The sequence below is a fragment of the Actinoallomurus bryophytorum genome (genome assembly GCF_006716425.1).
In the GTDB taxonomy this organism is placed as follows: Bacteria; Actinomycetota; Actinomycetes; order Streptosporangiales; family Streptosporangiaceae; genus Actinoallomurus; species Actinoallomurus bryophytorum.
In genome coordinates this window covers 3,532,697-3,557,828 of record NZ_VFOZ01000001.1, presented here as the reverse complement: position 1 = coordinate 3,557,828, position 25,132 = coordinate 3,532,697, and the positions used below count along the sequence as shown (strand labels likewise).

Sequence of the window (25,132 nt, the reverse complement as noted above, 5' to 3'; positions counted from 1 at the left end):
CGCTATGAGCTTGGGCCACGAGGTCCGTTACCGCGTGCGAGGTGGCCGCGAGTTGCGCGGCACCGTGTTCGTGCAGGGCGCGAAGAACGCCGTCCTGCCCATGATCGGCGCGTCGCTGATGGCGGCGAAGGGCCGCACGGTCCTGCGGAACGTTCCGATCATCGAAGACGTCCGGCGAGCGGTCGAACTGGCCCAGGCGATCGGGGCCAAGGCGGAGCTGCACGAGGCGGAGCGCACGCTCGTCATCGATGCCTCCAACCTCACCAGTCCGGTCCTGCCGGCCGACATCGCCGCGCGTTTCCGCGGCTCGTTCCTGTTCGTACCGGCACTGCTGCACCGGCTGGGCGAAGCGGTCATCGAAGGGGTCGGCGGCTGCAACCTGGGCAGCCGGAACCTCGACTTCCACTACAACGGCTTCAAGCGGATGGGCGCCACGGTCACCGAGCAGGTCACCGACGACGGCACCGGCTCCATCCACGTCAAGGCGGGCCACCTCCAAGGCGGCACGCTCTACCTCGACACGCCGTCGCACACCGGCACCGAGAACCTCCTCATGGCCGCCTCGCTGGCCCACGGCACCACGCTGATCAAGAACTGCGCGCTGGAGCCCGAGGTCCTCGATGTGATCACGCTCCTGCAGCGCATGGGCGCCCGCATCACCGGCGGCGGCACCGGCTTCATCACCGTCGAGGGCGTCGACCGGCTCACCGCCGTCGAGCACACGGTCATGCCCGACCGGATCGACACCGGCGTGCTGGTCATGGCCGCCGCGATCACCGGCGGCGAGATCAGCCTGGTCGGCGCCTCCCTGGAGCACCTCGGGGTCGCGGGCGACAAGCTGGAGCAGATGGGCGTGGAGTTCGCCTCGCAGGGCGCCGTCCTGCAGGTGCGCCGGGACCGGCCGCTGCGGCCGATCAACGTCATCACCGACGAGTACCCCGGCTTCGCCACGGACCTGCAGTCGCCGATCATGGCGCTGGCGTCCCAGGCCGACGGCCCGAGCTACATCTACGAGCGCATCTTCGACGGCCGCTTCAAGCTGGCCGAGGAGCTCGCGCGCATGGGCGCCGACGTCGAGGTCAACGGCAACCGCGCCAAGGTCAACGGGCCGACGCAGCTGCACGGTGAAGAGGTCGTCGCACACGACCTGCGGACCGGCAGCGCGCTGGTGCTCGCCGGCCTCGCGGCCGAGGGGGAGACCACCATCACCTCCGGCTACTACCTCGACCGCGGTCACGCTCACGTGGCGGAGCGGCTCACGGCGCTCGGGGCCGATATCGAGCGCGTGGTCTGACCCGAACTGACTACGTCGGTCACTGTTCTTACCGACCTCGTGTTACCTGTCCGGTTAGTAATAAGTTCCTCACCGGATCCGCCCTACTAGTAGTTTTTCAGCGTGCTCTTAACCGATTTTGCTCAGAGGCGTCACATCTCGTGGTCTCCGGCCGATCTGCCCAATGGAGGAATGTTCACGGAGGCTGGGGCTGTCGACCAGACAGGGGCGTCAGAGGTATGAGTCATGCGTTGGGTGGAGGCTGTCTTAGGACGGACGCGAGCGGGGGCATGGGGCAGGCCGGAACGGCCGGGGGCCCACCAGGCCCGCTCGCGAGCACGAGGTGGCCTGAATGAGCGGGCCGCGAGGTGGTTCGGTGACACCGGACCTGACAATCGGCGTCGTGGGGCCGCATGACCTGGTCGAACGGGTCATGCTCATGGGCCACGGCCCCACATCGGTACCCAGTCGGCTCGTCGCCGCTGCGTACCGGGACGAACAAGAGGCGGCGGACAAGGTCGTACGGCTCGGGTCAGGGGTGGACGTCTGCCTCTTCGCGAGCCCGGTGCCGTACGAGTTCGCACGTAAGGCGGGCGTGCTCACGATGCCCGCGACGTTCGTACCACTGAACGGCGCCGCGCTGCAGGGCGCGCTGCTGCGCGCGTCGCTGGACGAGCGCCACGAACCCGAACGCGTCAGCATCGACGTGCTGACCCGTGCGGAGGTCGAGGAGGCGTTCAGCGAGATCGACCTGAACACCGACCACGTGCACTTGCGGGAGGAATCCGCAGGACCCGGCACGCTGGCGGCCTTTCATGAGCGCCTGTGGCGACGAGGCGCCACAAGTGTCGCGCTCACTTGCGTGCACGCGACCGCCGAGCGACTCGAACTGGCCGGAGTGCCCACGCTCCGGATCCGTCCCACCGGCGCCGCGATCCGGTCGGCGTTGCAGACCTCGGCGCTGCTCGGCGCGCACCACCGTCTCGAGGAGTCCCAACTCGTCGTCGTGCTGGTGGACGTCCCGACGCTGCGGGAGACGCCGCGCCGGGTCACGCCGCGCTACTGGCGTGAGGAGCTCAAGCTGTCGCTCCAGCGTCTCCTTCTTCAGGAGGCGCACCGGATGAGCGCGGCCGTGTGGCCGCTCGATGACCACAGCTACCTCGTCACCGCCACCCGCGGATCGATCGCGGCGGCGACCGAGGGCTTTCGCACCCCGCCGTTCATCGAACGGGTGCGCGAGGAGCTGGGCCTGGCCATCGAGGTCGGCATCGGCATGGGCCGTACGGCCCAGGAGGCGGAGACCCACGCACGCGCGGCGCTGGCACGCTCGCAGACGTCGCAGCGGGCACAGGGCTTCGCGCTCGACCGGGACGGACGGGCACTCGTGCCCGCGCCGCGTACGCCACCGCGCGCGCAGGCGACGACCAAGCCGAAGGGCCTGGAGATCCTTTCGCGCCTTGCCGACCGGCTCGGCGACCAGGAGCAACCGCTCATCGTGGACGCGGAGAACGCCGGGAAGATGCTCGGTGTGACCCCCCGCACCGCCCGGCGGCTGCTGCGGACCCTCGTCGAAGAGGGCCTCGCCTGGCCGCTGCCGCCCAACCGGACACCACAGCCGGGCCGGCCACGGCAGCTCTACCGGCTGATCGTGGAGAAGCTCGGCCCCAAGAACCCGGGCTGAGCACCTGCCCGCGGCTGTGGCCGCATTCGGCCACAGCCGCGGGCGCCCACAACCGCGCACGCCACTCAGGCGTCGCATACGTAGCGCCGGTCAATACGACTGCGTCCCCGCTAAGCAAGGATCGCCATGAATGGTGACTGGACGGTTCCCGGATATCGGCATGTGCGTCCACTCGGCGAAGGCGCCTCCGGCAGGGTGATACTCGCGGTCCACGAGGCGACGAACGCCCCGGTGGCCGTCAAGTACCTGTCGGAGCAGCTGCGTTCGGACGAGGTCTTCCTGAGCCGGTTCCGTACCGAGGCACGGCTCATGTCCGAGCTGGACGACCCCAACATCGTCCGCTTCTACGAGTACGTCGAAGGGCCGGACGCCGCCGCGCTGGTCATGGAGCTGGTCGACGGAGTCACCCTCAAGGACATCATCAAGTCCGAGGGCGCGACCGGACCCGAGGCGGCGCTGCTGGTGCTCAAGGGCTCCCTCCTCGGCCTGGCCGCCGCGCACGCCGCACGCGTGGTGCACCGCGACTACAAGCCCGGCAACGTGCTCATCAGCGACGACGGCCGGAGCAAGCTCGCCGACTTCGGCATCGCGGTACGCGCCGGCGACGAGGTCACCGCCTCGGGCACGCCCGCGTACATGGCGCCGGAGCAGTGGACGGTCGGCACGGTGAACACCGCGACGGACGTGTACGCGGCCACCGCCGTCTTCTACGAATGCCTCACCGGCGAGCGCCCGTACCCGGTGAAGGGCCTGTGGGAGCTGGCCGCCGCTCACCGAACGCAGCCGATTCCGGCCGAACGCGTCCCGGAGCCACTGCGCGGCCTGGTCTCCTTCGGCCTCGCCAAGAACCCGGCCGACCGGCCGCGCTCGGCCGACGCCTTCCTGGTGGAGCTCGAGGAGGTCGCGCTCGCCGCGTACGGGCCCGGCTGGGAGGAGCGCGGGAGGGTACGCCTCGCGGCCCTGGCCGCCCTGCTCGCCGCGCTGTTCCCGATGAGCGGATCGGAGCCGGTCGCCAGCACCGCGCTGGCCCTCACCCGGCTCGGCCGGCGACGCCTCGCGATGGTCACCGGCGCGCTGGTGGCGGCCGTGGTCGCGGGCGGCGGCGGCGGTGCCGTGCTGGCCGGAGTGCACCACGGCATCGGCGCGCATTCGAGCGCCACGTCCAGCCCGGCCGCGGAGGCCGGGCCGAGCACGCCACCGCTGGACTCCCCCACGCCGAGCGCGTCTCCCGGCGACCCGACACCGCCCACGACGCCACCGGCCACGGATCCCCCGACCACGGCCCCGGCGGCCGACCCGACCACTCTGAAGACCAAGCCGCCGCTCCCCATCCTCAGCCAGGTCCCGCCCAAGATCACACCGACCACGGTCAGCGGCCTGAGCGTCTCGCAGTTCAATCTCACCGGGCGCAGCGCGACCGCCGAAGTCAGCTTCACTATCCACGGCAACGGAAAGGTGACCGTTACCGCGACGTTCACCGGTACGGGTGGCACGGGTGGCACCGATGGCACGGGTGGCACCGTTACTCGCGCCGCTGCCGACTCGGATTCACAGACCGTAAGTGGCGCCGGCCCACACAAGCTCACGTTCCCTCACGACTTCGGCCGAGAGTGTCCCGACACCGCCACTGTCGACGTGACCGTGTCACCCTCGGGGGGGACTTCAGCGGTCACGAAGAACAGCGAGCCGTGCCAGTCCCCGGAGAAGGCCAATGGATGAGACGGAGCGGGACGTCGACACGCAGGACCTCGGGACTCAGGGGACCGTCGATACGCAGCAGGCCAGCACGGTGCCGTCGGGAAGGTCGTCCACCGACGATGTGACGATGCGGTTCGGGCCCGGCGTACCGCCGCGCCTGGCCGGGGTCTGGCGGGAGGGGCAGGCGCGCAAGCGACCCCTCGCACGCCGGGTGTTCGGTGGCCTGCTGACGCTGGGCCTGGCCGTACTCTCCGGCCTGGTCGTGTGGTGGCTCCTCCACCAGAGCGGCCCCTCCGCGAAGGTCACGGGCGTCACCGTGGAGGCACCGGCCGGGGTGCAGCACTGCGACGCGACCGCGGTCGTCGTCGGCGTGATCCACACGAACGGCGGGCGGGGCGACGTCTCATACCGCTGGCGGCGCAGTGACGGCCAGAACTCCGGCGTCTTCACCGACACCATGCCGCACGGCAAGGAGTCCATCCGGGTGCCGCTGCGCTGGACGGTGAAGGGTCCGGGCTCGCTGCACGCCGTCGCGACCCTGGAGGTCATCAGCCCGAAGACCGCCGACGGCACGGCCTCGGGATCCTTCGACTACAAGTGCGGCTGACGCCGGAACTCCCACGGGTCGTGCGCGCTGAAGATCTCGACCTCGCCGCCGTGCTCGCGCCGCAGCGCGCGGAGCCGGTGCAGGGTCTCCAGCCTTAGGTCCCGGTCGGCCTGCGCGTTCTCCTGGACGAGGTCGAGCAGGGGATGGGAGACGGGAGGGTCGGCCTCGATCTCTCCTTGGTAGAAGTACGCGTCCCCCGCGTGCAGCAGCCAGCGGTCCGCGGTCCGTACGGCGACCCCGCTGTGCCCCGGAGTGTGCCCGGTCAGCGGGATCAGCAGGATGTCGTCGGGCAACCCCTCCAGCCTTGCGGCGGGAAGGCCGAACCAGGAGCCGTCCGGCCGGGCCGGTGCCCAGCGCGGGCCGTGCGCGCGCTGGGGTTCGGAGAAGTGCTCGACGCCGTACGCGTGGTACTCGTCGCCCGGGTCGGTGGCGGCCCGGTACTCCGCCTCGTGCAGGTGGACCCTGGCGTGCGGGAAGTCCGGAAGACCGCCGGCGTGGTCACGGTGCAGGTGGGTAACCGCGATGTGCCGCACGTCCGCGGGTGAGAACCCGAGCCTGGCCACCTGCCGTACGGCGGTCTCGCCGGCGTCGAGCACGGGTTCGGCGAAGGCCAGGAAATCGGCGCCGAGCGACTCACGCGGGTGCTCCACATCGCCGAGCCCGATCCCCGTCTCGACGAGGACGAGCCCGTCCGCGTCGGTTTCGATCAGCAGGCAGTGGCAGACGATCCGCTCGGGGGACGTGGAGTCGTCCACCGGAGGGAGCGTCCGCATCGATCCGCAGTTGAGATGATGAACTCGCATGGCTTCGACGTTAGGAGGCGCTTTCGTGGCTCACCAAACGGTTGGTCATGGCTCGCTGCTGGAGGTCTGTGCCGGCCCGGACGTCAGGCCCGGCCCGGACTGCCCGGTCGAGGTGACGCTCGCCGCGCTACGCGGGCGCTGGATGCCGCTGGTCCTCATGGAGTTCCTGCGAAACGAGGACCTCGGCTTCTCCGAACTCGCGGCGGCCCTGCCCAGCCTGTCGGACAAGGTGCTGTCCGAGCGGCTGACCCAGCTGACCGACGCGGGGGTGATCACCCGGCACCGCACTCCCGCCTGGCCACCGCGCGTGAATTACATGCTGACCGATCGGGGACGGGCGCTGGGCCCCGTGCTACGGGCGATGTGGCTCTGGGGGGCCGAAGGCGGCTGAAGGCCGCGCGAACCGGCCGATATGCGGCTGCGCGCCGGATTCCGATCGGCTAGCGTGTAATCAGCCATGACCTCACAGACTGCTGACACGCGCCCCCCGTTCGTCTGGATCGCCCTTCCGATCGTGTACGTCGTCTGGGGCTCGACGTACCTCGGCATCCACTTCGTCGTCCAGACGATGCCGCCGATGACCAGCGCCGGCATCCGGTTCGTCATCGCCGCGGTCCTGCTCGCCGTGGTGCTCGTGATCAAGAGCGGTCCCGGGGTCCTTCGCGTCCCGTGGCGGCGGCTCGGCACCACGGCGCTCGTCGGGGTCCTGCTGCTGACCGGCGGCAACGGCATGGTCGGCGTCGCCGAGCAGCACATGTCCTCCGGCCTGGCCGCGCTGCTCGTCGCGAGCGTGCCGCTGTGGCTGGTGGTGTTCCGGTGGGGTACGGGCGACCGGCCCCCGGTGAGCACGGTCGCGGGCGTGCTGGTGGGCTTCGGCGGGCTGGCGCTGCTGACGCTCACCCGCGGTGGGGGCTCGGGCAGCCCGCTCGGCGTCGGGATCATCCTGGCCGCGGCGCTGTCCTGGTCGATCGGGTCGTTCCTGTCCGCGCGGATGCCGATGCCGGCGAACCCCTTCACCGCCAGCGTGTACGAGATGGCAGCCGGAGGCATCGCGCTGCTCGCGCTCGGGTTCGGGCGCGGCGAGGACCTCCGGCTGAGCGAGGTCTCGCGCACGTCCTGGATCGCGCTCGCCTACCTGATCGTCTTCGGCTCGCTGGTCGCCTTCACCTCCTACGTCTGGCTGCTCGGCAACGCCCCGATCTCGCTGGTCGGCACGTACGCCTACGTCAACCCGGCGGTGGCCGTCCTGCTCGGTGTGGCGTTCGCGGGCGAGCACGCCACCTGGATGATCCTGCTCGGCGGCCTGGTCATCATCCTCGGCGTCGGCCTGGTCGTCTCGACCGAGAGGCGCCCGCGTACGGCGGTCACCGCGCCGACCGGTACGCCTCCGCCACCGCGAGGAAGGCGTCGTTCTCCTCGGGGGAGCCGATCGACACCCGAGCCCCCTCCCCGGCGAACGGGCGTACGCTGACGCCCGCCGCGTCACAGGCGGCGGAGAAGGCCATCGTGTCCTCGTCGAGGCGCACCCACACGAAGTTGGCCTCGGTGGGCGCGACCTTCCAGCCCTGGGCCGCCAGCGCGTCGTGGACCCGCTCACGCTCCTTGACCGTCGACGCGACCCGGTCCAGCAGCTCGTCCTCGGCCTCCAGCGAGGCGATCGCGGCGGCCTGCGCGACGGAGTTGACGGAGAACGGCAGGTAGGTCTTGCGCACCTGCGCGGCGATCGGGGTCTGCGCGACCATGAAACCGACGCGCAGTCCGGCGAGGCCGTACGCCTTGGAGAACGTCCGCAGGATCGCCAGGTTGGGCCGGTCGGCGTACAGCTCGAGCCCGTTGGGGACGTCCGGGTCGCGTACGTACTCGTGGTACGCCTCGTCCAGCACGATCAGGCAGTTCTCCGGCACCCGGTCGAAGAACTCCTCCAGCTCGCGGCGGCCGACGACCGTGCCGGTGGGATTGTTCGGGTTGCAGACGAAGACCAGGCCGGTGCGAGCGCTGATCGCATCCCCCATCGCCTTCAGGTCGTGGGTCTCGTCGGTCAGCGGCACGCGTACCGAGGTCACGCCGGACAGGTCGGCCAGGGTCGGGTACGCCTCGAAGGAGCGCCAGGCGTAGACCACCTCGACGCCGGGCTCGCCGATCGACTCGAGCAGCATCTGGGTGACGCCGACGGATCCGCAGCCGACCGCGACATGCTCCACGGGCACTCCGTAGTGCCCGGCGATGGCCTGGCTCAGCGCGGTGCACCCGTTGTCCGGATAGCGGTTGACCATGCCCGCCGCGTCGGCGATCACATCGCGCACCGAGGGGAGCGGACCGTAAGGGGACTCGTTCGAGGACAGCTTGTACGACCTGCCCTCGGGTGAGCGCACGACCTTGCCGGGCCGGTAGGCGACGTACTCATCGAGTACGGAACGGAAGCGTGGACTCTGCTGCTCGGACACCGTTGTCCTCCCTGTTGAGGCGTACGAGATCACTTTAAGTACTCCGCCGGACCCGGCAAGCCCTGCACGGGTCACCGAACCGCCCAACCAGCATGTTTTGCCTGCAAGTGGGCATAAATCCCTATTAAGGGTGGCCGTTCTTTCGGGGGGAGAAACAGCCATGGGTTACTCGTTGGCCGCGATCGACATCGGCCAGAGTCTCCAACGCATGTTGGACAACGTCGTGAGGATCGTCCCCAAGCTAATCGTCTTTGTGATCATCCTCGTCATCGGCTGGATCGTGGCCAAGATCATCGAGCGTGCGGTGGCGATGATCCTTGAGCGCACACACTTCAACAGAGTGGCCCAGCGCGGGGTGGTGGGCGACGCGCTGGCTCGCAGTGACTACGACGCCGCCCGGCTGATCGCGAGGCTGTTCTTCTACGCCGTCCTGCTGGTCACCTTGCAGATGGCGTTCAACGTGTTCGGGCCAAATCCGATCAGTGACCTGCTGCGGTCGATCGTGGCCTGGCTGCCCAGGCTGGCAGTCGCGATCATCATCGTGGTCATCGCGTCCGCCATCGCGTACGCGGTCAAGGATCTGGTCGCGGCGGCGCTCAGCTCGGTCGCGTACGGCCGGTTCGTGGCCGGTGCGGCGGCGGCCTTCATCATCGTGCTGGGCGTCATCGCGGCGCTCAACCAGATCGGCATCGCGACGACGGTCACCGAGCCGGTGCTCATCACCGCGCTCGCCACGATCGGCGCCATTCTCGCCATCGGCGTCGGAGGCGGCCTGATCAAACCCATGCAGCAGCGCTGGGAGCGCATGCTGTCGGCCGGCGAACGCGATGTCCAGACGGTGCGCAGCTCGGCGTACCAGCGGGGCCGGGAGGACGCGATGCGCGGCGGCGGCGTACCGACCGAGGGTCAGCCGCGCGAGACCCCGCGCGAGTCGCCCACCACGCCACGCGACACACCGCACTGACCGGCGGCGAGCGCCGGCGTCAGCGCGGGGCCCTGCGCATGAGCGCGTAGACGGCGATGACGCGTACGGTCTCCCAGTCGAGGAGTTCGTGCTCGAAGTCGTCGGCCGGCCACCAGCCGCGCTCGATGGCGGCGTCGGTGAAGCCGTGCACGTAGTCGAGGAGGATCTCGGAGACGGGGACCTCACCGGAGGCAGTGATCACGTCACGTACCGCCGCCGAATGCTGGTCCACGGCGGCGGCGAGCCCGGGATCGCGGCGCATGCGCGCGATGCCCGCGTCACCGATCTCGGCGATGAGCTGGTGGACAATCTCCGATGAAGCCTCTGACATGGCCCCGAAGGTTACCAAGGGCTACTAAATGCTTCGTCACCAGGTCGGCCGCATCATCGGCGGGTGGAGCGACTCGGCGTCTCCGCGGCGGTAGAGCCGGGCCGGACGCCCGCCGTCGCGCGTCGTGGTGGTGCCGGTCGGCACGAGAAATCCCCTCGCTCCGGTCACCTTGCGGTGGAAGTTCCTGGGGTCGAGCGGGGTGCCCCACACGATCTCGTACACGCGGCGCAGCTCGGCCACGGTGAACTCCGGCGGGCAGAACGCCGCGGCCAGCGGGGAGTACTCCAGCTTGGCGCGGGCGCGCTCGATCCCGTCGAGGAGGATGCGCCGGTGGTCGAAGGCGATCCGGCCCTTGACGGTGAGGCCGTCGACCGGCCGCCACATGACCTGGGCACGGGTCGACGCTGGCAGGTCGGGAGCGAGACCGAGGTAGGCGACGCTCACCACGCGCTGACGCGGGTCGCGGTCGGGATAGCCGTAGGTCGCCAGCTGTTCGAGGTGGATCCGCACATCGGTCAGGCCGGCCCGCTCGGCCATCAGGCGCTGGGCCGCGACCGGCAGGTCCTCGTCCAGCTGGATGAAACCGCCGGGCAGCGACCAGCTCTCGGCGTACGGGGACCGGTCGCGCCACCACACGAGGGCGCTCAGCCGCTGCTCGCGAACCGTCAGGACGACGAGATCGACGGTGACGGCCACGCGCGCATCGGTCATGCCCCGCACGTTAGCGTCCGTCGCCGTGCGTCAGCGCGCGGTCTCGCCAGGCGAGCGGTGCGGCCGGGCACGGGGAAGGGCCCGGAGCGCATAATCCGGGCCCTGTATGAGTCGTTTGAGGCTACTTCTCCGTGTTGTCTGTATCGATCGGAACGAGCTTTCCGTTGCCCGCCGGGGTGCCGCCGTTCTGCCCGTGCATCGAGGCGAGAAGCTGCCGGGCGACGCCCAGGCCCGTGCCACCGAGGGTGAGCGCCTTGGCGAGCATGTCCTCGACGCCCTCCGCGCCGTTGAGCACGACCATGTTGTCGACGTTGCCGAAGACGCTCGCCCCGGCCTCGACGATCTCCGGCCAGCGCTCGGCGAGCTGCTGGGCGATGACCGCCTCCTGGTTCTCCGCGAGCGCGTCGGCCCTGGCCTTGATCGCCTCGGCCTCGGCCAGACCCTTCTGCCGGATCGCGTCCGCCTGTGCCTCACCGATCATCCGGATGGCGTCGGACTCGCGCTCCGCCTTGAGCTGGGTCTCCGTGGCGGCCGCCTGGGCGTAGGCGACGCGCTCCTCGCGCTCGGCCTGCGCCAGAGTGACCTGCTGGTAGGCCTTCGCGTCGGCCGGCTTGCGGACCTCGGCCTCCAGGGCCTTCTCGCGGCGCTCGGCCTCCAGCTCGGCGTTCTTGGTCTCCTTCATGATGACCTGCTGGCGCGCCTGGGCGGCGGCCTGGTCGACCTGGCCCTGGTATTCGCGCTTCTTGATCTCGGTGTCGCGGATCTGCCCGGCGTTGGCCTGCTCGGCCACCTGCTCGGCCTCGGTGGCCTCCTGGTTGCGCTGGGCCTCGGCGATGCGCGCGGCGGAGGCGACGGCGGCGGAGTTCGGCTTCCCGAGGTTGTCGATGTAGCCGACGTTGTCCTCGATGTCCTGGATCTGCAGCGAGTCGACCACCAGGCCGAGCTTGCCCATCTCGTCGGCGGAGGAGGTGCGCACCTGGTTGGTCAGCCGGTCGCGGTCGCGGAGCAGGTCCTCGACGGTCAGGTTGCCGACGATGGAGCGCAGGTGGCCGGCGAACAGCTGATGGGTCTTGTCGTCCATCATCTTCTGCTGGTCCAGGAAGCGCCGCGCGGCGTTGGCGATCGAGGAGAAGTCGTCGCCGATCTTGTAGATCACCACTCCGCGCACGTGCACCTTGATGCCCTGGGAGGTCACGCAGGTGACCTCCAGGCCGGAGACGCGGGTGTCGAGGGAGAGACGCCGGCAGGTCTGGAAGCCGGGCAGGATCATGGCGCCCTTGCCCGTCGTTATCTTGAATCCCAGGCTTTCCGCGGTGTCCCGGTTGTGGGCCTTGGCCCCCAGTCCGGAAATGATGAGTGCTTCGTTCGGCTCGGCGACCCGCCAGATCGCTTTGAAGATGACGATCAGGACAATGACCGCAACTACCGCGCCGACGACCACGGCGACTATCGGCATCGCTCCCCCTCGGGGCCTAATGACGTTGACGTCAAATAGACGCAGAGGAGGCGTAAACGGTTCGCGCTGGATGGTAATTCATCATGACAACAAGGGGTCGGACCCGGATATCCCCATCTCGCCGAGGTCATCGATCTCCCGTAGGCGCAGCGAGAGGGTCACGAGGCCGAGCCCGCCCATCTCGCAGGTGGAGGAAGTGCGAACCTGGCCGGCCACCCGGTCGCGGTCGCGGACCAGATCGCCGACCCTGTAATCCACCGCAGCGCGTACGCGCACCGGGGTGCGCTGTGAGGCCACGCAGGTGACCTCCAGATCGGGCGACCCAGGTCTCCAGAGAGATCCGGCGGTCCGGATCCCGGGCAGGACCACAGTGCCCCTACCCGTCGCGACCCGGAATCCGGGACCATCGGCGGCGACTCCGAGGCCGGAGATGACGAGTGCCTCGTCCGGCCCGGCGGCCCGGCGGCCCGCCAGGCCGCCTTGACGGCGATGGCAAGAACGATGATCGCTCCGATCGTCGCGACGACCATCGGCATCGCTCCCCCTCGGAGCCCAATGACGTGGACGTCAAATAGACGCGGAGGAGACGTAAACGGTGCGCGGAGGATGGTAATCCATCACGACAACGAGGGATCCGACCGGAATTTCCTCGCCCTGGATCGCGGAATAGCCATAGAACGCCTCGACCCCGCCGCGAATCGGGATCATCACCTCACCGACAAGGCCCGGCCCGATCCTGCCGGTAACCCGGCCCTGCCTGCCGACCACCGCGTCCTCCTTCGCCCTCGCGCACGTTACCGCCGCCGGAGACGTGGCTCTACGGGAGAATCCGCTCCGCCTGCTGGTAGGCCTTACGCGCGAACCGCTCAGCCTCGGCCTGGGTGGCACCCGGACCGTACAGAGTGATCGTCGCGAGGTAACCGCGTGAGCGCAACACGACGAACCATGTACGTACCGCGGTGGCAGCGGACGAGGTGAACACTCCCGCCGTACGCGAGCCCTCGCCGATGCGCGCGCCCGGCGGCTCGACGACCGTGTCGGCCACCCAGACGCGGCCGACCTTGACCCGGAAGGTGCGGCAGCCCGCAGGGGTGCGCACTCTGACCTGCCGCGCGGCGACGTCGGGGCCGACGGCCATCAGCGTCTCGGTGACGCTCTGCTGTGTGCCCCTGGTGAAGGCGACCAGCGCCGACGGCGCGGTCTGCACGGCCTTTTCCTGGGAAAGCGCACGATTGGAAGTCGCGCATTGCGGTTTGTCGAGTTTGACCGCCTGCTGCATCTGGTTGAGGTTCTGCACGGCGGCGAGCGAACCGTATTCGCCCCATTGTGGCGCACCCGATCGAACATATCCGGGAATGTCGGTCAGGAGTGCCTGGGTGAGCTGATCGGCGTTGTACGAGCCGGGAACGGGGGCCGCGTACGACGCGGCCGGGCTCGTCACCGCACGGCCGCCGCCACCTCCGGCGCAGCCCGCGATCGAGGCCAGGAGCAGGAAGGCCAGGGCGGCCGAAGGGTTCCGCGATGTCATGTCGAATGACGATAGCGCACTATTGGCCCAGCACGCTCCGTAAATACTCCCCAGCGATTAACCTTCGATGCCACTCTCACGGTAAAAATAGAGAGCGATGCGTTTGACGCAAGAAAAACGCACAGGAATTGTCCGCATCAGTGGCTATTCGGGGGAAGCTGAATGCTCCGAAAAACGTTCGTCATCATTCCGATCATCCTGCTCGCGCTCTCGGGGTGCAGCAGCAAATCCAGGGACGCGGCCGTGACGGGCGCGGCACCGACCGTCGGGGCCCCGACGGCTCCAGCGGCCACACCTACGGACTCGGCAACGCCCACGGCATGCCCGACCGCCGCGACCAGGAAGTTCGCAAAGACCCGTTTCATCACCAATGCGGGCCTCGCGGCGGGCGCGTTCAAGCGCTACATCTACAACCCGTACCGCAAGGGCACGTTCAAGAGCGGCGCGAAGGGTCAGAAGCGCTCGATCGTCAAGGCCGCCGCGGCCGGGCTGTTCGTGCTCGACCAGCTCCGCCGGGCCAAGGCCAACGTCAAGGCCGACCCGACGCTGTGCAGGTCGTTGTCCGCGCCTATGCAGCACCTCAGCGTGCTGATGTCCGGCCTGGTCGGCAAGCTCAAGCGCGGCGAGGTCGACCCGACCTCCATCGGCTCGGCCTCGGGCGCGCTCGAGCAGACCCGCGGAACGGCCGGTAGCGCCGGCGCCGGATTCAAGGACAAGGACGTCCCCGCCAACATGATCGGCGGTTGACGACCGTTTCCGGCCACGACCGCGTGACCACATCGGCTCGGTGGTCACGCGGTCGTCGTCCTTCGGAACGCCGCGCCCGTTGGAGATACGCTTCGTCACGTGACGACCCAGCCGGAGAGCCCGGAGGACAGGCGATTGGCGGGCTTTCCCGCGTTCGTCCGCGAGCTCGACGCGACCCTCTCGGTCCACCCGCAGTACGTCCTGTGGGGCAACCTGCACGACAGCTTCCTGGTGCCCCAGGAGGGCCGGCTCTTTCCGCTGCGCGACCTGCTGTGGGAGACCCTGCGCCGCAGCGGCTACTCCTTCATGATCGTCTACGACCAGGTCGACGGGCTGCGCGTGCACCCCGCCGACGACCGTGACGCCGCCGACGCCGCGGCGAGCCTGTTCGGCAGCCGGGTGGACGAACGCAAGGTCCCCTCGCTCGAGGGCCTGCGCACCTACCTGAGCGCGCTCGCCCGTCCGGGCCATCCGGTGCGCGCCGCCTTCGTGGTCGACTACGCCTCGCGCATCGCCCGCAGCGCCACCGAGCTGGAGCCGGCGGAAAAGGACTTTTTCGTCTTCTGCGAAAAACTGTCCCGTACGGCGACGCCCGTACGCGCCGACGGCGACCGGCCCAAGCCGCTCTACAACCCGATCATCTGGCTGGCCGAGCGCCCCGGCGACCTGCCCCCGTGGCTGACCACCGACAACGACGGCATCCGCGAGATCCCGGTGCCGCGCCCGCATCTCGGCGACCGGCAGCAGACCGCACGGTTGCTGGCCCGCGCCTTCGAGTCCACCGATCCGTCGGTGGACGTGACCGACGACTTCGCCCAGGAGGCCGAGGGGCTCACCCTCCAGGCGATGATCGAGGTGACCCGGCTCGCCAAGGAGCGCGACGTCACCCTCGAGGAGCTCCCTGACGCCGTGCGCACCTACAAGCTCGGTGTGCTCGACAACCCGTGGAAGCGCGAGCACCTGCGCAAGCGGATCGTCGACGGTGAGCAGCGCGTGCCGGCGCGTGTCGTCGGCCAGCCACAGGCCGTCACCAAGACCCTCGACATCCTCAAGCGCGCCGTGCTCGGCCTGTCCGGCGCGCAGGCCGCGCGCGCCTCCAGCCGCCCCCGCGGCGTGTTGTTCTTCGCCGGGCCGACCGGGGTCGGCAAGACCGAGCTGGCCAAGGCGATCACCTCGCTGGTGTTCGGCAGCGAGGACGCCTACCTGCGCTTCGACATGAGCGAGTTCTCCGCCGAGCACGCGGGTGACCGGCTGATCGGCTCCCCGCCCGGATACGTCGGCTTCGAGGCCGGCGGCGAGCTCACCAACGCGGTGCGCCAGGACCCGTTCCGCGTCATCCTCTTCGACGAGATCGAGAAGGCCCACCCGCGCATCCTGGACAAGTTCCTGCAGATCCTGGAGGACGGGCGTCTCACCGACGGCCGCGGCAACACCGCGTTCTTCTCCGAGTCGATCCTGGTCTTCACCTCCAACCTCGGCACGCGGCATGTGAGGCCAGGCATGCCGTACACCGACCTGGAGACCGAGATCCGCGGTGCGGTCACCGAGCACTTCACCACCGAGCTCAACCGCCCGGAGCTGCTCAACCGCTTCGGCGACAACATCGTGATCTTCGACTTCATCGGGCCGGAGGCGGCGGGCCGCATCTTCGAGCTGCAGCTGACCAACATCTGCCGCCGGGTGAGCGACGAGCACCACATGAAGCTCCTGCTGTCCGACGAGGTCACCGCCACGCTCCGCGACTGGTGCACGAGCGAGCTGGACAAGGGCGGCCGGGGCATCGGGATGGCGCTGGAGTCCTCCTTCATCAACCCGCTCGCGCGCGCCCTGTTCGACCGTGGGCCGGCCACCGAGGTGACCGTGACCGGCATCCGTCGTGATGGCAACATCGCCGTCGTGGACCTGCGATGAGCGCTCTGATCGAGGGCCCATGACCGAGCTGCTGCTGGCCAAGGCGCACTACCCGGTGACGACGCTCGGCCCCGGCAGGCGGGCCGGGATCTGGACTCAGGGCTGCACCATCCACTGCCCCGGCTGCGTGTCCCGCGACACCTGGGAGGCCGACCCGGCCACCGCGATCCCCGTCCCGGCCGTCCTCGGCTGGCTGAGGTCGCTCGACCGGGTCGACGGCGTGACGATCTCCGGGGGAGAGCCGTTCCAGCAACCGGAGGCGCTGCGCGAGCTCCTCGTGGGCGTCCGCGCCTGGGCGCCGCCGGATGTGGACATTCTGATATACACCGGATACGCACTGTCACGCCTGAAGGCATCCGCGCCGTCGCGCGAACTTCTCGCGCTCTGCGACGCGGTGGTCACTGGGCCGTACATCGACCGCCTGAACTCCACAGACTCCGGGCACCTCTGGCGTGGCTCGGCCAATCAGCGCATCATCCCTGTTAGTGAGCTGGGCGAGAAACGCTATGGTGACGCTGAGGGCGGCGAAACGCGGCCGCACATGCAGATATCGGTTGAAGCCAACCGTATTTACTACATCGGGATTCCACGGAGGGGCGACATGGAGCGGCTGACAGAGCGACTTTCGCTCTCCGGAGTCCACGGCGGGGAGGTGTCATGGCGCCCCTGACATGCCCGGTCTGTGCCGCTCCGGTACGACAGGGAGACCTGATCTGTATCAACTGCGGAGCGAACCTCGCACGGCGGGAGCCACCGCAGCAGCAGTACCCACCGCAGCAGGACCAGCAGCAGGGTTACCCGCCGCAGGACCAGCAAGGCTATCCCCCGCAGCAGCAGCAGGGCGGTTACCAGGGGCAGGACCAGCAGGGCTACCAGCAGTACCCGCCCCAGCAGGACTACCCCCCGCAGGACTACCAGCAGCAGGGTTACCCGCCGCCGCAGGACCGCCAGCAGGGATACCCTCCCCAGCAGCAGGGATACCCCCCGCAGCAGGACCAGGGGTACCCACCCCAGGACCAGCAGCGGCCGGGAGGCTACCCGCCGCCGCAGGACCAGGGCTACCCCCCGCCGCCGCAGGACCGGCAGCCGGGATACCCGCCGCAGCAGCAGGGCGGCTATCCGCCGCAGCAACAGCAGGGCTACGCGCCGCCGCAGCAGCAGGGCTACGGAGGCGGCTACGGCTCTCCTGGCGCTCCGCACGTGCCGCCGCCGCCGCGCGAGCCCACCATGACCGGTGGCGAGTCGACGGCCGCGTTCACGCCGTTCTGCCCGCACTGCGGTGCCGAGATCCCCGATGTCGGCAACCCGGTCTGTGTCCAGTGCCTGCGCCCGATCCACGACCCGGTCGGCGGGGGTGGCGGTCCGCAGCAGGTCAACGTCGTCGTGACGTTCTCCTCGGGCGACCTTCAGGTCACACCGGGACAGGAGCTGGTGCTCGGCCGCGACCCGGTGCACTCGCCGGTGGCCAGCACGTTCTCCCGTTTCGACAACGTCTCCCGCCGGCACGCGACGCTCGGCATCGACAACAGCGGGCAGCCGTGGGTGCGTGACGAGCGGTCGACCAACGGCACGTTCGTCAACGACCGGCGGTTGCAGCCGGGCGAGCAGGCCTCACTGCGCGACGGCGACTCCATCCGCCTCGCGGCCGACGCGCGCGGTCAGGTACGCGTCGGTCGCTGACGTCGTTCCCTGGCGACTCTTCTCGGGTCGCCAGGGTTCAGCCGTCGGCCGGACCTGCGGCCGACGTCATCTCGGCGGGCCTGCCGTCCAACGCGGGCGCTGAGCCTGTGATGCCATCGGTGCCGTGTTGAGCACCCTGGCCGCTCCAGCGAGGCATGCGGCTCTTCCAGCGCGCCATCAGGTCACGTCGCCGCGGCGGTCTCACGCAGGCCGTACGGGCCGGCGAAATCCACCCCGATGCGCGATCTCCCCCGACGCCCGAACCCCGTCTCCGGCGCGCGTTACGTGATCCCGGACCGTGGGGCCTCAGTCATGCCCAGACCGTGACCCCACCGGCGGCGCGCGATCCTCGCGCCGTACTGTGGATCCGCTTCCGCGCGGGAGGAAACGTACCGGCCCCGACGTACGACAACGTGCTCGGTCCGTCTCCGTCTCGACAAAGATGCAACAAAGCCCGGCAAATGGGTACGACACCACTCGTAGGCGTGCGACAGACGACGAAAAGCAGGGCGCCAGGCCAACTGCGCGACAGATGGGCAAGGTGGACAAGGTGGTAAATGTTGGGGCGGCGGTCTCGTACCCAACCGTGCGGTTCCGCCAGCGGATGCCGGAAGAGTCGGGGGACCAGGTAGACGAGATGGATTTCACCGTGGACCATCTGCCGGGCGTGCGACGGTTCGTCGCGGCGCACGCCCGAAGGTGCGGGCTCGACGAGGACTCGGTGGGCGACTTGGTGATCGCCGTCAACGAGATCGCCACGAACGGGGTACGCCATGGCTCGCCGAAGGCCGAGCTCCACATGTGGGCCTCGGAAGGACGGGTGATCGCCGAGATACGCGACGAGGGACGATGGGTCCCGTCCGCCGCCGGAGAGACGCCACCGCCGTCCGACGCCGAGGGTGGCATGGGCCTGTGGGTGACCCGTCAGATCTGCTCGGCGGTGCATATCATCGCAGGTGAACGGGGTACGATAGTTCGTCTTGAGATGCCTCTCCCATCGCGGTACGTCTGACCTGTACGGTGGCGTCCTCTGAGTCCGTGGAGGTCACCGTGGCAGCGCTCGAACTCAGCTCCACTCGCCATGGCGACCGGACGGTCGTCGCGATCAAGGGGGAGCTGGACATTGTCAGCCGTACCCAGTTCACCGCCCATCTTGATCGGGTGATCCGGGAGCATGGTCGCAAGATCATCCTTGACTTCTCGGGCCTGAGTTTCATCGACACCAGTGCCCTGAGCACGGTCGTGGCGTACTGGAAGCGCCTCTCGGCCGCGGAGGACGGCATGCTCGTGCTGGCCGGCGTGGAGTACACCACCGCCCGGGTCCTGTGGATCACGGGGCTGGCCCAGCGGCTTCCGCTGTACGACGACGTGGAGGCGGCCCTCGCCGCCACCTGAGCCGGATCGCCCGGGGCCGGCGCGGCTCTCCTGTCCCCCTTCGCCCGAGTCATGGCCTGTCCTCATCCGACGACACCCGTGCGGGCGCCGTGCGGCCGTGGCTCGCGCGGACCGGCCGCCGGCCGGCGTACCCGTCCTCTAGCCATACGGCGGCCGATCGCGACCCGTCCAGGCTCCGGGGGGTCGGTCATCGGTCATCAGTGCCGGGCGGGCGCCCTGGCCACGTCCGGGGCGCTTCAGGAACGCGGTCAGGGCGCGGTCTCCGGGGAGAACCCGGCGAAGAAGACGGGCGGTTTTGATGCCGCCCGTCTTCCACCCCCGGTTACCCCCCAGAGGCCTGTACAGGTGAACCGACCGTCGCGGTCCCGGTATATGGCCCCGGTGGCCGGACTCTCATCGCGAGGTCGGCTGCGGCAATCCCCCTGTTCGGCCTCGTTTCGAAGCTATGCGCGTTTACGAAGGTTTGTCAAATGTTGGTCTAGGGTCTGTACATTGGACGTATGGAACCCGTGCGCGCGCTGCTGCGGATCGGTGAGCTCAGCCGGCGGCTCGGGGTCAGTGCGCATGTCCTGCGGGCATGGGAGCGCCGGTACGGCGTACTGGACCCCGCGCGATCGGAGGGTGGCTATCGCCTGTACTCCGAGGTCGACGAGCATCGCATTCGCGTCATGCAGGCACATCTCAGGCGCGGGCTGTCCACCGCCGAGGCGGCTCAGGCCGCCCTGAGCGAGGCACCGGCGGCCGTGGAGCCGTCCCCGGTTCCGCCCGGCCTGCCCGCCGCCGTGAAGGCACTCGCCCGAGCGCTCGAAGGCTTCGACGAAGCCTCGGCGGAGACGCTCCTCGACCGGCTGCTGACCGACTTCACGCCGGAGACCGTGCTGCGCGACGTCCTGCTGCCCTTCCTCCGTGAGATGGGGGAGCGCTGGCGCCGCGGTGAGGTCACCGTCGCGCAGGAGCATTTCGCCAGCAATGTCCTGCGTGCCCGGCTGGCGGCCCTCACCCGGGGCTGGGGTCGCGGCCACGGCCCACGGGCCCTGCTCGCCTGTGCGCCGGGAGAGCAGCACGACATCCCGCTGATGATGTTCGGCCTCGTACTGCACCGCAACGGCTGGCGCGTGAGCTACCTGGGAGCGTCCACGCCGATGTCGGACCTGATCGACACCGCCACGGCCGCGCCTCCCCGGCTCATCGTGGTCTCCGCCACCGATCCCGCGGTCCTCGACGGACTCGAGCCGGACTTGCTGCGGCTCGCCGGCGTCGCGCCGCTCGCGATCGGGGGACGGGGTGCGACGGAGACGGTGGCACGCGCGGCGACCGCGCGCCTCCTGGACGGCGACCCGATCACCGAGGCCGAGCGCCTGTCCGCTTGACCTCGACCCTGCTCGAGGTTGCACGCTTGAGGCCATCGAAAGGGGTCCCATGCGTGCGGTGTGGTTGAAGGAGTTCGGCGGCCCGGAGGCGCTCGTCGCGGGCGACGCCCCGGAGCCGGTGGCCGGGCCGGGGCAGGTGCTGGTCGGGGTGGCGTACGCGAACATCACGTTCGTGGAGACGCAGTTCCGCGCGAGCGGCTTCGGGCCGTACGCGGCGGAGTTGCCGATGATTCCGGGGAACGGCGTGGGCGGCGTGGTCACCTCGGTCGGCGCGGGCGTCTCTCCGGAGCTGGCCGGTCGGCGGGTGGTCGGCAGCATGGGCGGTTCGGGCGGCTACGCCGAACGCGCGGTCGTCGCCGCGGATGTCCTCGTCGAGGTGCCGGACGGTGTGGAGCTCGACGCCGCGGTGGCGCTCCTGGCCGACGGTCGTACGGCGCTGTCGCTCGTACGTGCCGCGGGCGTGGGCCCCGGTGACCGGGTGCTCGTGGAGGCGGCGGCGGGTGGGGTGGGCACGTTGCTGGTCCAGCTCGCCCGTACCGCGGGCGCCGTGGTCGTCGCGGCGGCCGGCGGCGCGCGCAAGGCCGGGCTGGCACGCGACCTCGGCGCCGAGGTCGCGGTGGACTACCGCGAACCGGAGTGGGCGTCCGCGGTACGCGCGGCCGTCGGGGGTGTGGACGTCGTGTTCGACGGTGTCGGCGGGACGATCGCCCGGTCGGCGTTCGAGCTGCTCGACCGGGGCGGGCGGATGGTGAGCCATGGCCTGGCGAGCGGAACGTGGGCGGATGTCCCGGCGGAGCTCGCCGCCGAGCGCGGCGTGACGCTGGTGCGGCCACGTACGACGCCGGAGGAGTCGCGGGCCCTCACCGCTGACGCGCTGAGTGAGGCGGCGGCCGGCCGGCTGCGGCCGGTCATCGGCCAGTGCTTTCCCCTCGAACGCGCGGCGGACGCGCATGCCGCGATCCAGTCCCGTGCGACGGTCGGCAAGACGCTGCTGGAGGTCAGTGCTCGGCGGCCAGCCTCGCGCTGAAGCCCAGCAGCGCGGTTCCTGTGGCCGCGTCCAGCCCACGCCGTACGCGACGGCGTGTCAGCACCCGGCGTGCGCGGTGCAGGAACGTGGCTAGCGTCAGGAGGTAGAGCAGCGAGAGCAGGGCGTGGCTGAGCGCGAAGACGAGCAGCACCGGCGTGCTCGCCCCGCCACCGAGGAACTGCGGCAGGACCGCGAGGTAGAAGACGAGCACCTTGGGATTGGTGATGTTGGACAGGAACCCCTGGCGCCAGCCCCCGAGCGCCGCCCCGGCCGCGCGCCGATCCGCCGTCGCGTCGTCATCGCCGCCGCCGCCGCCGAGGGAGGCGTACTCACCCTTGATCGCGGACCTGACGGCCTGGACTCCGAGGAACGCGAGGTAGGCGACGCCGGCCCACTTGATCGCCTCGAACAGCGGCTCGACCCGCACGATCACCGTTCCGAGCCCGGTCGCGGCGGCGGCCCCCTGTACGGCGTTGGAACCGGCCACACCACCGGCGCTCCAGGCCCCACGCCACCGCCCCGAAGCGAGCGTGTTCTTGGTGACGACCGCGAAGTCCGGACCTGGCACCAGCACCAGGACGACCGCGAAGACCAGAAACGACCCGTATGACGCCATCCCGCCACGCTAACCCGAAATCGTGGGCGTCGGCGGCAGCGGTGACCTGTCGGAGCCGGTGTGCGGGACGTCCAGGACGGCCTTGCCGAGCACTCTCCGGGAGAGCAGTGCTTCGGCGGCTTCGGCCGCCCGATGCCTCGGCCCGTGCCACCCGATCTGCGGGTCGAGCGATCCCTTGGCCAGGAGGCCGACGAGGTAGGTGAGGTCGGCGCCGAAGGGTGTGCTCACGACGAAGGGTTCCAGCCGCCGTCCGCCGCCTCTGAGCCGTTCGTTCTCAAAATCGATGGTGGTCGCTTGGCCGGAGGCCTGCCCGATGCTGAGGGCGGTGCCACCGGGCTCGAGGAGGCCGAAAGCACCCGCGAGCATGGCGCCCCCCACGTTGTCGAGGACGCCGAAGACGGGATCCCCGATGTCTTCCAGAGCGGTGACGATCTGTGCGGCGCCGAGTCGGCTCAGGTTCTCGCCGCGGGAGGGATCGCCCACTGCCGCGACGACCTCCGCGCCCGCATGGGCCGCGAGCCGTACCGCGAAACGGCCTACGCCCCCGGACGCTCCGGTGATGAGTACCCGGCGCCCGAGTACCGGGCCGAGCCGGCGCAGGGCCTGCAGTGCGGTGACCGCCGCGACGGGAAGCGTGCTGGCGGCTCGGAGGTCCACGGCGTCGGGCACGACGGCGAGGTCCGCGGTCTCCGCCGCCCGGTATTCGGCCCAGCCCCCTTGCCACCCGAAGGTCGTGACCCGGGTGCCCGGCGCGGGCCCGGAGCCGTCGGCGGCCGCCCGTACGACGACGCCGGCCGCATCCCAGCCCGGGATCTCGCCCGGCCAGCGCCGCTCCGCCAGATAGGCGAGCTCACCGAGGTTGAGCGAGGTCGCGTGGACCTCGACGAGGACCTGCGACTCGCGCGGCACGGGTTCGGCGACCTCGGCGAGACGCAGCCCCCCAGGTGTATCGGCATCGTGCACCAGAGCACGCATGGTCGATCCTCTCGAATGGTCGATCAGCGGGGCAGGTCGGCGTGCTGCTCGAGGAACCTGATGACGTCGTCGGGATCCTCGATCGGCAGTGGATAGACCACCAGCCGGTCGACCCCGAGATCCGCGTAACGGCGAGCGGCGTCGGCGTCCACGGTCACCGGGTTCACCTGCATGAAGGTGATCTCCAGGCGGCCGAGCCGGGCCGGGCGGTCGACCTCGGCGGCGGCGCGGCCCAGCCCGGCGAGGCAGGCGACCAGGTCGTCGTGCGTACCGTTGCCGAACCAGCCGTGACCGCGGGTCACGGCTCGGCGGAACGCCGCCGGGCTGTGGCCGCCGACCACGATCCTCGGACCGCCGGGCCGTACCGGCCGCGGATGCGCGTCGATCTTTTCGAATGCCACGTACCGGCCGCGGAAGGCCGGGGCCTCGCTCGTCCACAACGCGGTCATCGCGTCGAGATATTCGTCGGTCCGCCCGCCCCGTTCGGACATCGGCACCCCGACCGCGGTCATCTCCGGCTCCAGGTAACCGGCGCCGATGCCGAGCAGCAGTCGGCCTCCGCTGAGAAGGTCCAGGCTTGCGACCTGTTTGGCGAGAACCATGGGATTGCGCTGGGGCAGGATGACGATTCCCGTGCCCAGCTCGATCTTCTCGGTGACGGCGGCGACGTAGCTCAGGTGCACCAGCGGGTCCAGGATCGGATCCTTGGGGTCCATCGGCGAGTCGGGCGTCCGGGGGCTGGGCAGCACCACATGCTCGCCCGCCCACCAGGACGAATAGCCCAGTTCTTCGGCCCGTCGCGCCAGGCGGCGTGTCACTGCCGGACTCAGCGTCGCCTTGGCGTTCAGCCCCTGCACACCCAGTTTCACGGGTCACTCCTCCAGCGATGATCAAGTCGATGCCGAGAACCCATCGTGCGGCTCGCAGGAGGTTTCCGTCCAAGACCTGCTGTAATAGCTTTTTGCTATGGATGCTCATCTTCGCGACCTTCGGTACTTCGTCGCCGTCGCGGAAGAACTCAGCTTCACGAAGGCCGCGAATGAGCGGCTCTTCATCTCTCAGCCCACGCTGAGCCGGCAGATCCGGCAGCTGGAGATCTCCCTGCGCGCCAAGCTCTTCGAGCGCGACCGTCGCACGGTGAGCCTGACGAAGGCGGGCGAGGTCATGCTGGCGCAGGCTCGGCTCCTGCTCGCCCAGTGGGACGAGACCCGGCACGCGGTGGCCGAAGCCGCCGCGGCGCAGGACACGACGCTGAGGGTCGGGTTCCAGACCAGAATCGGCCGCGGGCTCATCCCCGGTGTCACCGCGAGGATGGCGCGGCTGCTGCCAGGATGGAAGCTGACCTTCCGGCAGGTCTCCTGGCAGGACCCCACCGCGGGCCTGGCCGGCTCCGAAGTCGACGTCGCGGTCGCGTGGCTTCCCGTACCGGACACCGGACGGCTTTCCTGGCGCGTTGTCGCGACCGAGGAACGATGGGTGGCGCTGCCGGTGGATCATCGCCTCGCGCGGCGTTCCACCCTCTCACTCACGGATCTCGCGGACGAGCCGTTCATCGCCCTGCCCGCCGCCGCGGGCCCGCTGCGGCGGTTCTGGCTGGCCGCCGAGGAACGCTCGGCCCCAGCGCGGATCGCCGCCGAGGCCGAAACAGCCGAAGAGACCTTCGAAGCGGTCGCCTCCGGCCTCGGCGTGGCGCTCCTGGCGGCCGGCAACGCGGAGACCTACCGACGCGACGACGTGGCCTTCCGTCCCGTCACCGGACTCTCGCCCAGCCGGCTCGCGGTCGTGTGGCGCACGAACGATGACCGCCAGGCCATCCGGATCTTCGTCGACGCGTGCTTCCAATGCCTGTGCACCGAAGCGAGCTGACCACGCCCCGAAATCAGAAGAAACCCTGGTAAACCTCCAGGCCATCTGC

General features: G+C 69.9%; 27 protein-coding genes. 16 read left to right on the top strand and 11 right to left on the bottom strand.

Annotated features, from left to right (window positions below; translation table 11 throughout):
- Positions 1–4: 4 nt before the first annotated feature.
- The 4 genes from murA to FB559_RS16700 all read left to right on the top strand — a co-directional run bounded on the left by murA (position 5) and on the right by FB559_RS16700 (position 5,259).
- Positions 5–1,294: a UDP-N-acetylglucosamine 1-carboxyvinyltransferase gene (murA, locus tag FB559_RS16715; protein ID WP_141956478.1), complete on the top strand. Its 1,290-nt coding sequence runs from the start codon at positions 5–7 to the stop codon at positions 1,292–1,294.
- Positions 1,295–1,691: 397 nt separating this feature from the next.
- On the top strand, positions 1,692–2,954 hold the full coding sequence (locus tag FB559_RS16710; protein WP_185792596.1) for a transcriptional regulator: 1,263 nt from the start codon (positions 1,692–1,694) through the stop codon (positions 2,952–2,954).
- A gap of 126 nt (positions 2,955–3,080) precedes the next feature.
- Positions 3,081–4,673, top strand: coding sequence for a serine/threonine-protein kinase (locus FB559_RS16705; RefSeq protein ID WP_141956477.1), 1,593 nt, complete (start codon positions 3,081–3,083; stop codon positions 4,671–4,673).
- A complete protein-coding gene (locus FB559_RS16700; protein WP_141956476.1) occupies positions 4,666–5,259 on the top strand; it encodes a DotU family type IV/VI secretion system protein in 594 nt (197 codons plus the stop codon). The genes FB559_RS16705 and FB559_RS16700 overlap by 8 nt, the downstream gene beginning before the upstream one ends.
- On the opposite strand, the gene FB559_RS16695 is transcribed toward FB559_RS16700, so the two are convergent.
- Positions 5,244–6,062 carry an MBL fold metallo-hydrolase gene (locus tag FB559_RS16695; RefSeq protein ID WP_141956475.1) on the bottom strand — a complete coding sequence of 273 codons (819 nt, stop codon included), beginning with the start codon at positions 6,060–6,062 and terminating at the stop codon, positions 5,244–5,246. The two genes, FB559_RS16700 and FB559_RS16695, sit on opposite strands and share 16 nt — an antisense overlap.
- 25 nt (positions 6,063–6,087) lie before the next feature.
- Between FB559_RS16695 and FB559_RS16690 the strand changes: the two genes are divergently transcribed.
- Positions 6,088–6,453 (top strand): winged helix-turn-helix transcriptional regulator, encoded by a 366-nt coding sequence (locus FB559_RS16690; protein ID WP_246121662.1) that lies wholly within the window; start codon positions 6,088–6,090, stop codon positions 6,451–6,453.
- Between the two features lie 66 nt (positions 6,454–6,519).
- Positions 6,520–7,533 carry an EamA family transporter gene (locus tag FB559_RS16685; RefSeq protein WP_141956473.1) on the top strand — a complete coding sequence of 338 codons (1,014 nt, stop codon included), beginning with the start codon at positions 6,520–6,522 and terminating at the stop codon, positions 7,531–7,533.
- On the opposite strand, the gene hisC is transcribed toward FB559_RS16685, so the two are convergent.
- Positions 7,427–8,506, bottom strand: coding sequence for a histidinol-phosphate transaminase (gene hisC, locus FB559_RS16680; protein ID WP_246121661.1), 1,080 nt, complete (start codon positions 8,504–8,506; stop codon positions 7,427–7,429). The two genes, FB559_RS16685 and hisC, sit on opposite strands and share 107 nt — an antisense overlap.
- Before the next feature lie 160 nt (positions 8,507–8,666).
- On the opposite strand from hisC, the gene FB559_RS16675 reads away from it, so the two are divergent.
- Positions 8,667–9,470, top strand: coding sequence for a mechanosensitive ion channel family protein (locus FB559_RS16675; protein WP_246121659.1), 804 nt, complete (start codon positions 8,667–8,669; stop codon positions 9,468–9,470).
- Positions 9,471–9,489: 19 nt separating this feature from the next.
- Here the strand turns inward: FB559_RS16675 and FB559_RS16670 are convergent, their stop codons facing one another.
- The 6 genes from FB559_RS16670 to FB559_RS16645 form a co-directional block, all read right to left on the bottom strand.
- Positions 9,490–9,801 (bottom strand): DUF6401 family natural product biosynthesis protein, encoded by a 312-nt coding sequence (locus FB559_RS16670; RefSeq protein WP_141956471.1) that lies wholly within the window; start codon positions 9,799–9,801, stop codon positions 9,490–9,492.
- Positions 9,802–9,837: 36 nt separating this feature from the next.
- Positions 9,838–10,512, bottom strand: a complete 675-nt coding sequence (locus FB559_RS16665; RefSeq protein WP_141956470.1) for an NUDIX hydrolase — start codon at positions 10,510–10,512, stop codon at positions 9,838–9,840.
- A 121-nt stretch (positions 10,513–10,633) separates the two neighbouring features.
- On the bottom strand, positions 10,634–11,968 hold the full coding sequence (locus FB559_RS16660) for an SPFH domain-containing protein (RefSeq protein ID WP_141956469.1): 1,335 nt from the start codon (positions 11,966–11,968) through the stop codon (positions 10,634–10,636).
- Between the two features lie 81 nt (positions 11,969–12,049).
- On the bottom strand, positions 12,050–12,265 hold the full coding sequence (locus FB559_RS16655; protein WP_141956468.1) for an SPFH domain-containing protein: 216 nt from the start codon (positions 12,263–12,265) through the stop codon (positions 12,050–12,052).
- Between the two features lie 270 nt (positions 12,266–12,535).
- The gene (locus tag FB559_RS16650) at positions 12,536–12,736 is read right to left on the bottom strand and encodes a hypothetical protein (RefSeq protein ID WP_141956467.1); all 201 of its coding nucleotides are present in this window, start codon (positions 12,734–12,736) and stop codon (positions 12,536–12,538) included.
- Between the two features lie 49 nt (positions 12,737–12,785).
- Positions 12,786–13,496: a hypothetical protein gene (locus FB559_RS16645; RefSeq protein ID WP_141956466.1), complete on the bottom strand. Its 711-nt coding sequence runs from the start codon at positions 13,494–13,496 to the stop codon at positions 12,786–12,788.
- Between the two features lie 162 nt (positions 13,497–13,658).
- On the opposite strand from FB559_RS16645, the gene FB559_RS16640 reads away from it, so the two are divergent.
- The 8 genes from FB559_RS16640 to FB559_RS16605 all read left to right on the top strand — a co-directional run bounded on the left by FB559_RS16640 (position 13,659) and on the right by FB559_RS16605 (position 21,626).
- Entirely contained in the window at positions 13,659–14,243 is a 585-nt protein-coding gene (locus FB559_RS16640; RefSeq protein WP_141956465.1) for a hypothetical protein, read from the top strand.
- 99 nt (positions 14,244–14,342) lie between these two features.
- Positions 14,343–16,154: an AAA family ATPase gene (locus FB559_RS16635; protein ID WP_141956464.1), complete on the top strand. Its 1,812-nt coding sequence runs from the start codon at positions 14,343–14,345 to the stop codon at positions 16,152–16,154.
- A 19-nt stretch (positions 16,155–16,173) separates the two neighbouring features.
- Entirely contained in the window at positions 16,174–16,824 is a 651-nt protein-coding gene (locus FB559_RS16630) for a 4Fe-4S single cluster domain-containing protein (protein WP_141956463.1), read from the top strand.
- The gene (locus FB559_RS16625) at positions 16,812–17,834 is read left to right on the top strand and encodes an FHA domain-containing protein (protein WP_141956462.1); all 1,023 of its coding nucleotides are present in this window, start codon (positions 16,812–16,814) and stop codon (positions 17,832–17,834) included. Before FB559_RS16630 ends, FB559_RS16625 begins: the two co-directional genes overlap by 13 nt.
- Positions 17,835–18,366: 532 nt before the next feature.
- Positions 18,367–18,846, top strand: coding sequence for an ATP-binding protein (locus FB559_RS16620; protein ID WP_185792257.1), 480 nt, complete (start codon positions 18,367–18,369; stop codon positions 18,844–18,846).
- Between the two features lie 38 nt (positions 18,847–18,884).
- Positions 18,885–19,229 (top strand): STAS domain-containing protein, encoded by a 345-nt coding sequence (locus tag FB559_RS16615; protein WP_185792256.1) that lies wholly within the window; start codon positions 18,885–18,887, stop codon positions 19,227–19,229.
- Positions 19,230–19,729: 500 nt separating this feature from the next.
- The gene (locus FB559_RS16610; RefSeq protein ID WP_141956459.1) at positions 19,730–20,599 is read left to right on the top strand and encodes a MerR family transcriptional regulator; all 870 of its coding nucleotides are present in this window, start codon (positions 19,730–19,732) and stop codon (positions 20,597–20,599) included.
- A gap of 49 nt (positions 20,600–20,648) precedes the next feature.
- Entirely contained in the window at positions 20,649–21,626 is a 978-nt protein-coding gene (locus tag FB559_RS16605; RefSeq protein ID WP_141956458.1) for a zinc-binding dehydrogenase, read from the top strand.
- On the opposite strand, the gene FB559_RS16600 is transcribed toward FB559_RS16605, so the two are convergent.
- Genes FB559_RS16600 through FB559_RS16590 form a run of 3 tightly spaced genes read right to left on the bottom strand, consistent with a single transcriptional unit; the run spans position 21,598 to position 24,086 of the window.
- A complete protein-coding gene (locus FB559_RS16600) occupies positions 21,598–22,242 on the bottom strand; it encodes a LysE family translocator (protein ID WP_141956457.1) in 645 nt (214 codons plus the stop codon). The genes FB559_RS16605 and FB559_RS16600 overlap by 29 nt on opposite strands.
- A gap of 9 nt (positions 22,243–22,251) precedes the next feature.
- The gene (locus FB559_RS16595) at positions 22,252–23,217 is read right to left on the bottom strand and encodes a zinc-binding dehydrogenase (RefSeq protein WP_141956456.1); all 966 of its coding nucleotides are present in this window, start codon (positions 23,215–23,217) and stop codon (positions 22,252–22,254) included.
- A gap of 23 nt (positions 23,218–23,240) precedes the next feature.
- Positions 23,241–24,086, bottom strand: coding sequence for a TIGR03619 family F420-dependent LLM class oxidoreductase (locus FB559_RS16590; protein ID WP_141956455.1), 846 nt, complete (start codon positions 24,084–24,086; stop codon positions 23,241–23,243).
- Between the two features lie 97 nt (positions 24,087–24,183).
- On the opposite strand from FB559_RS16590, the gene FB559_RS16585 reads away from it, so the two are divergent.
- Positions 24,184–25,083: a LysR family transcriptional regulator gene (locus FB559_RS16585; RefSeq protein ID WP_141956454.1), complete on the top strand. Its 900-nt coding sequence runs from the start codon at positions 24,184–24,186 to the stop codon at positions 25,081–25,083.
- The last annotated feature ends 49 nt before the right edge of the window (positions 25,084–25,132 follow it).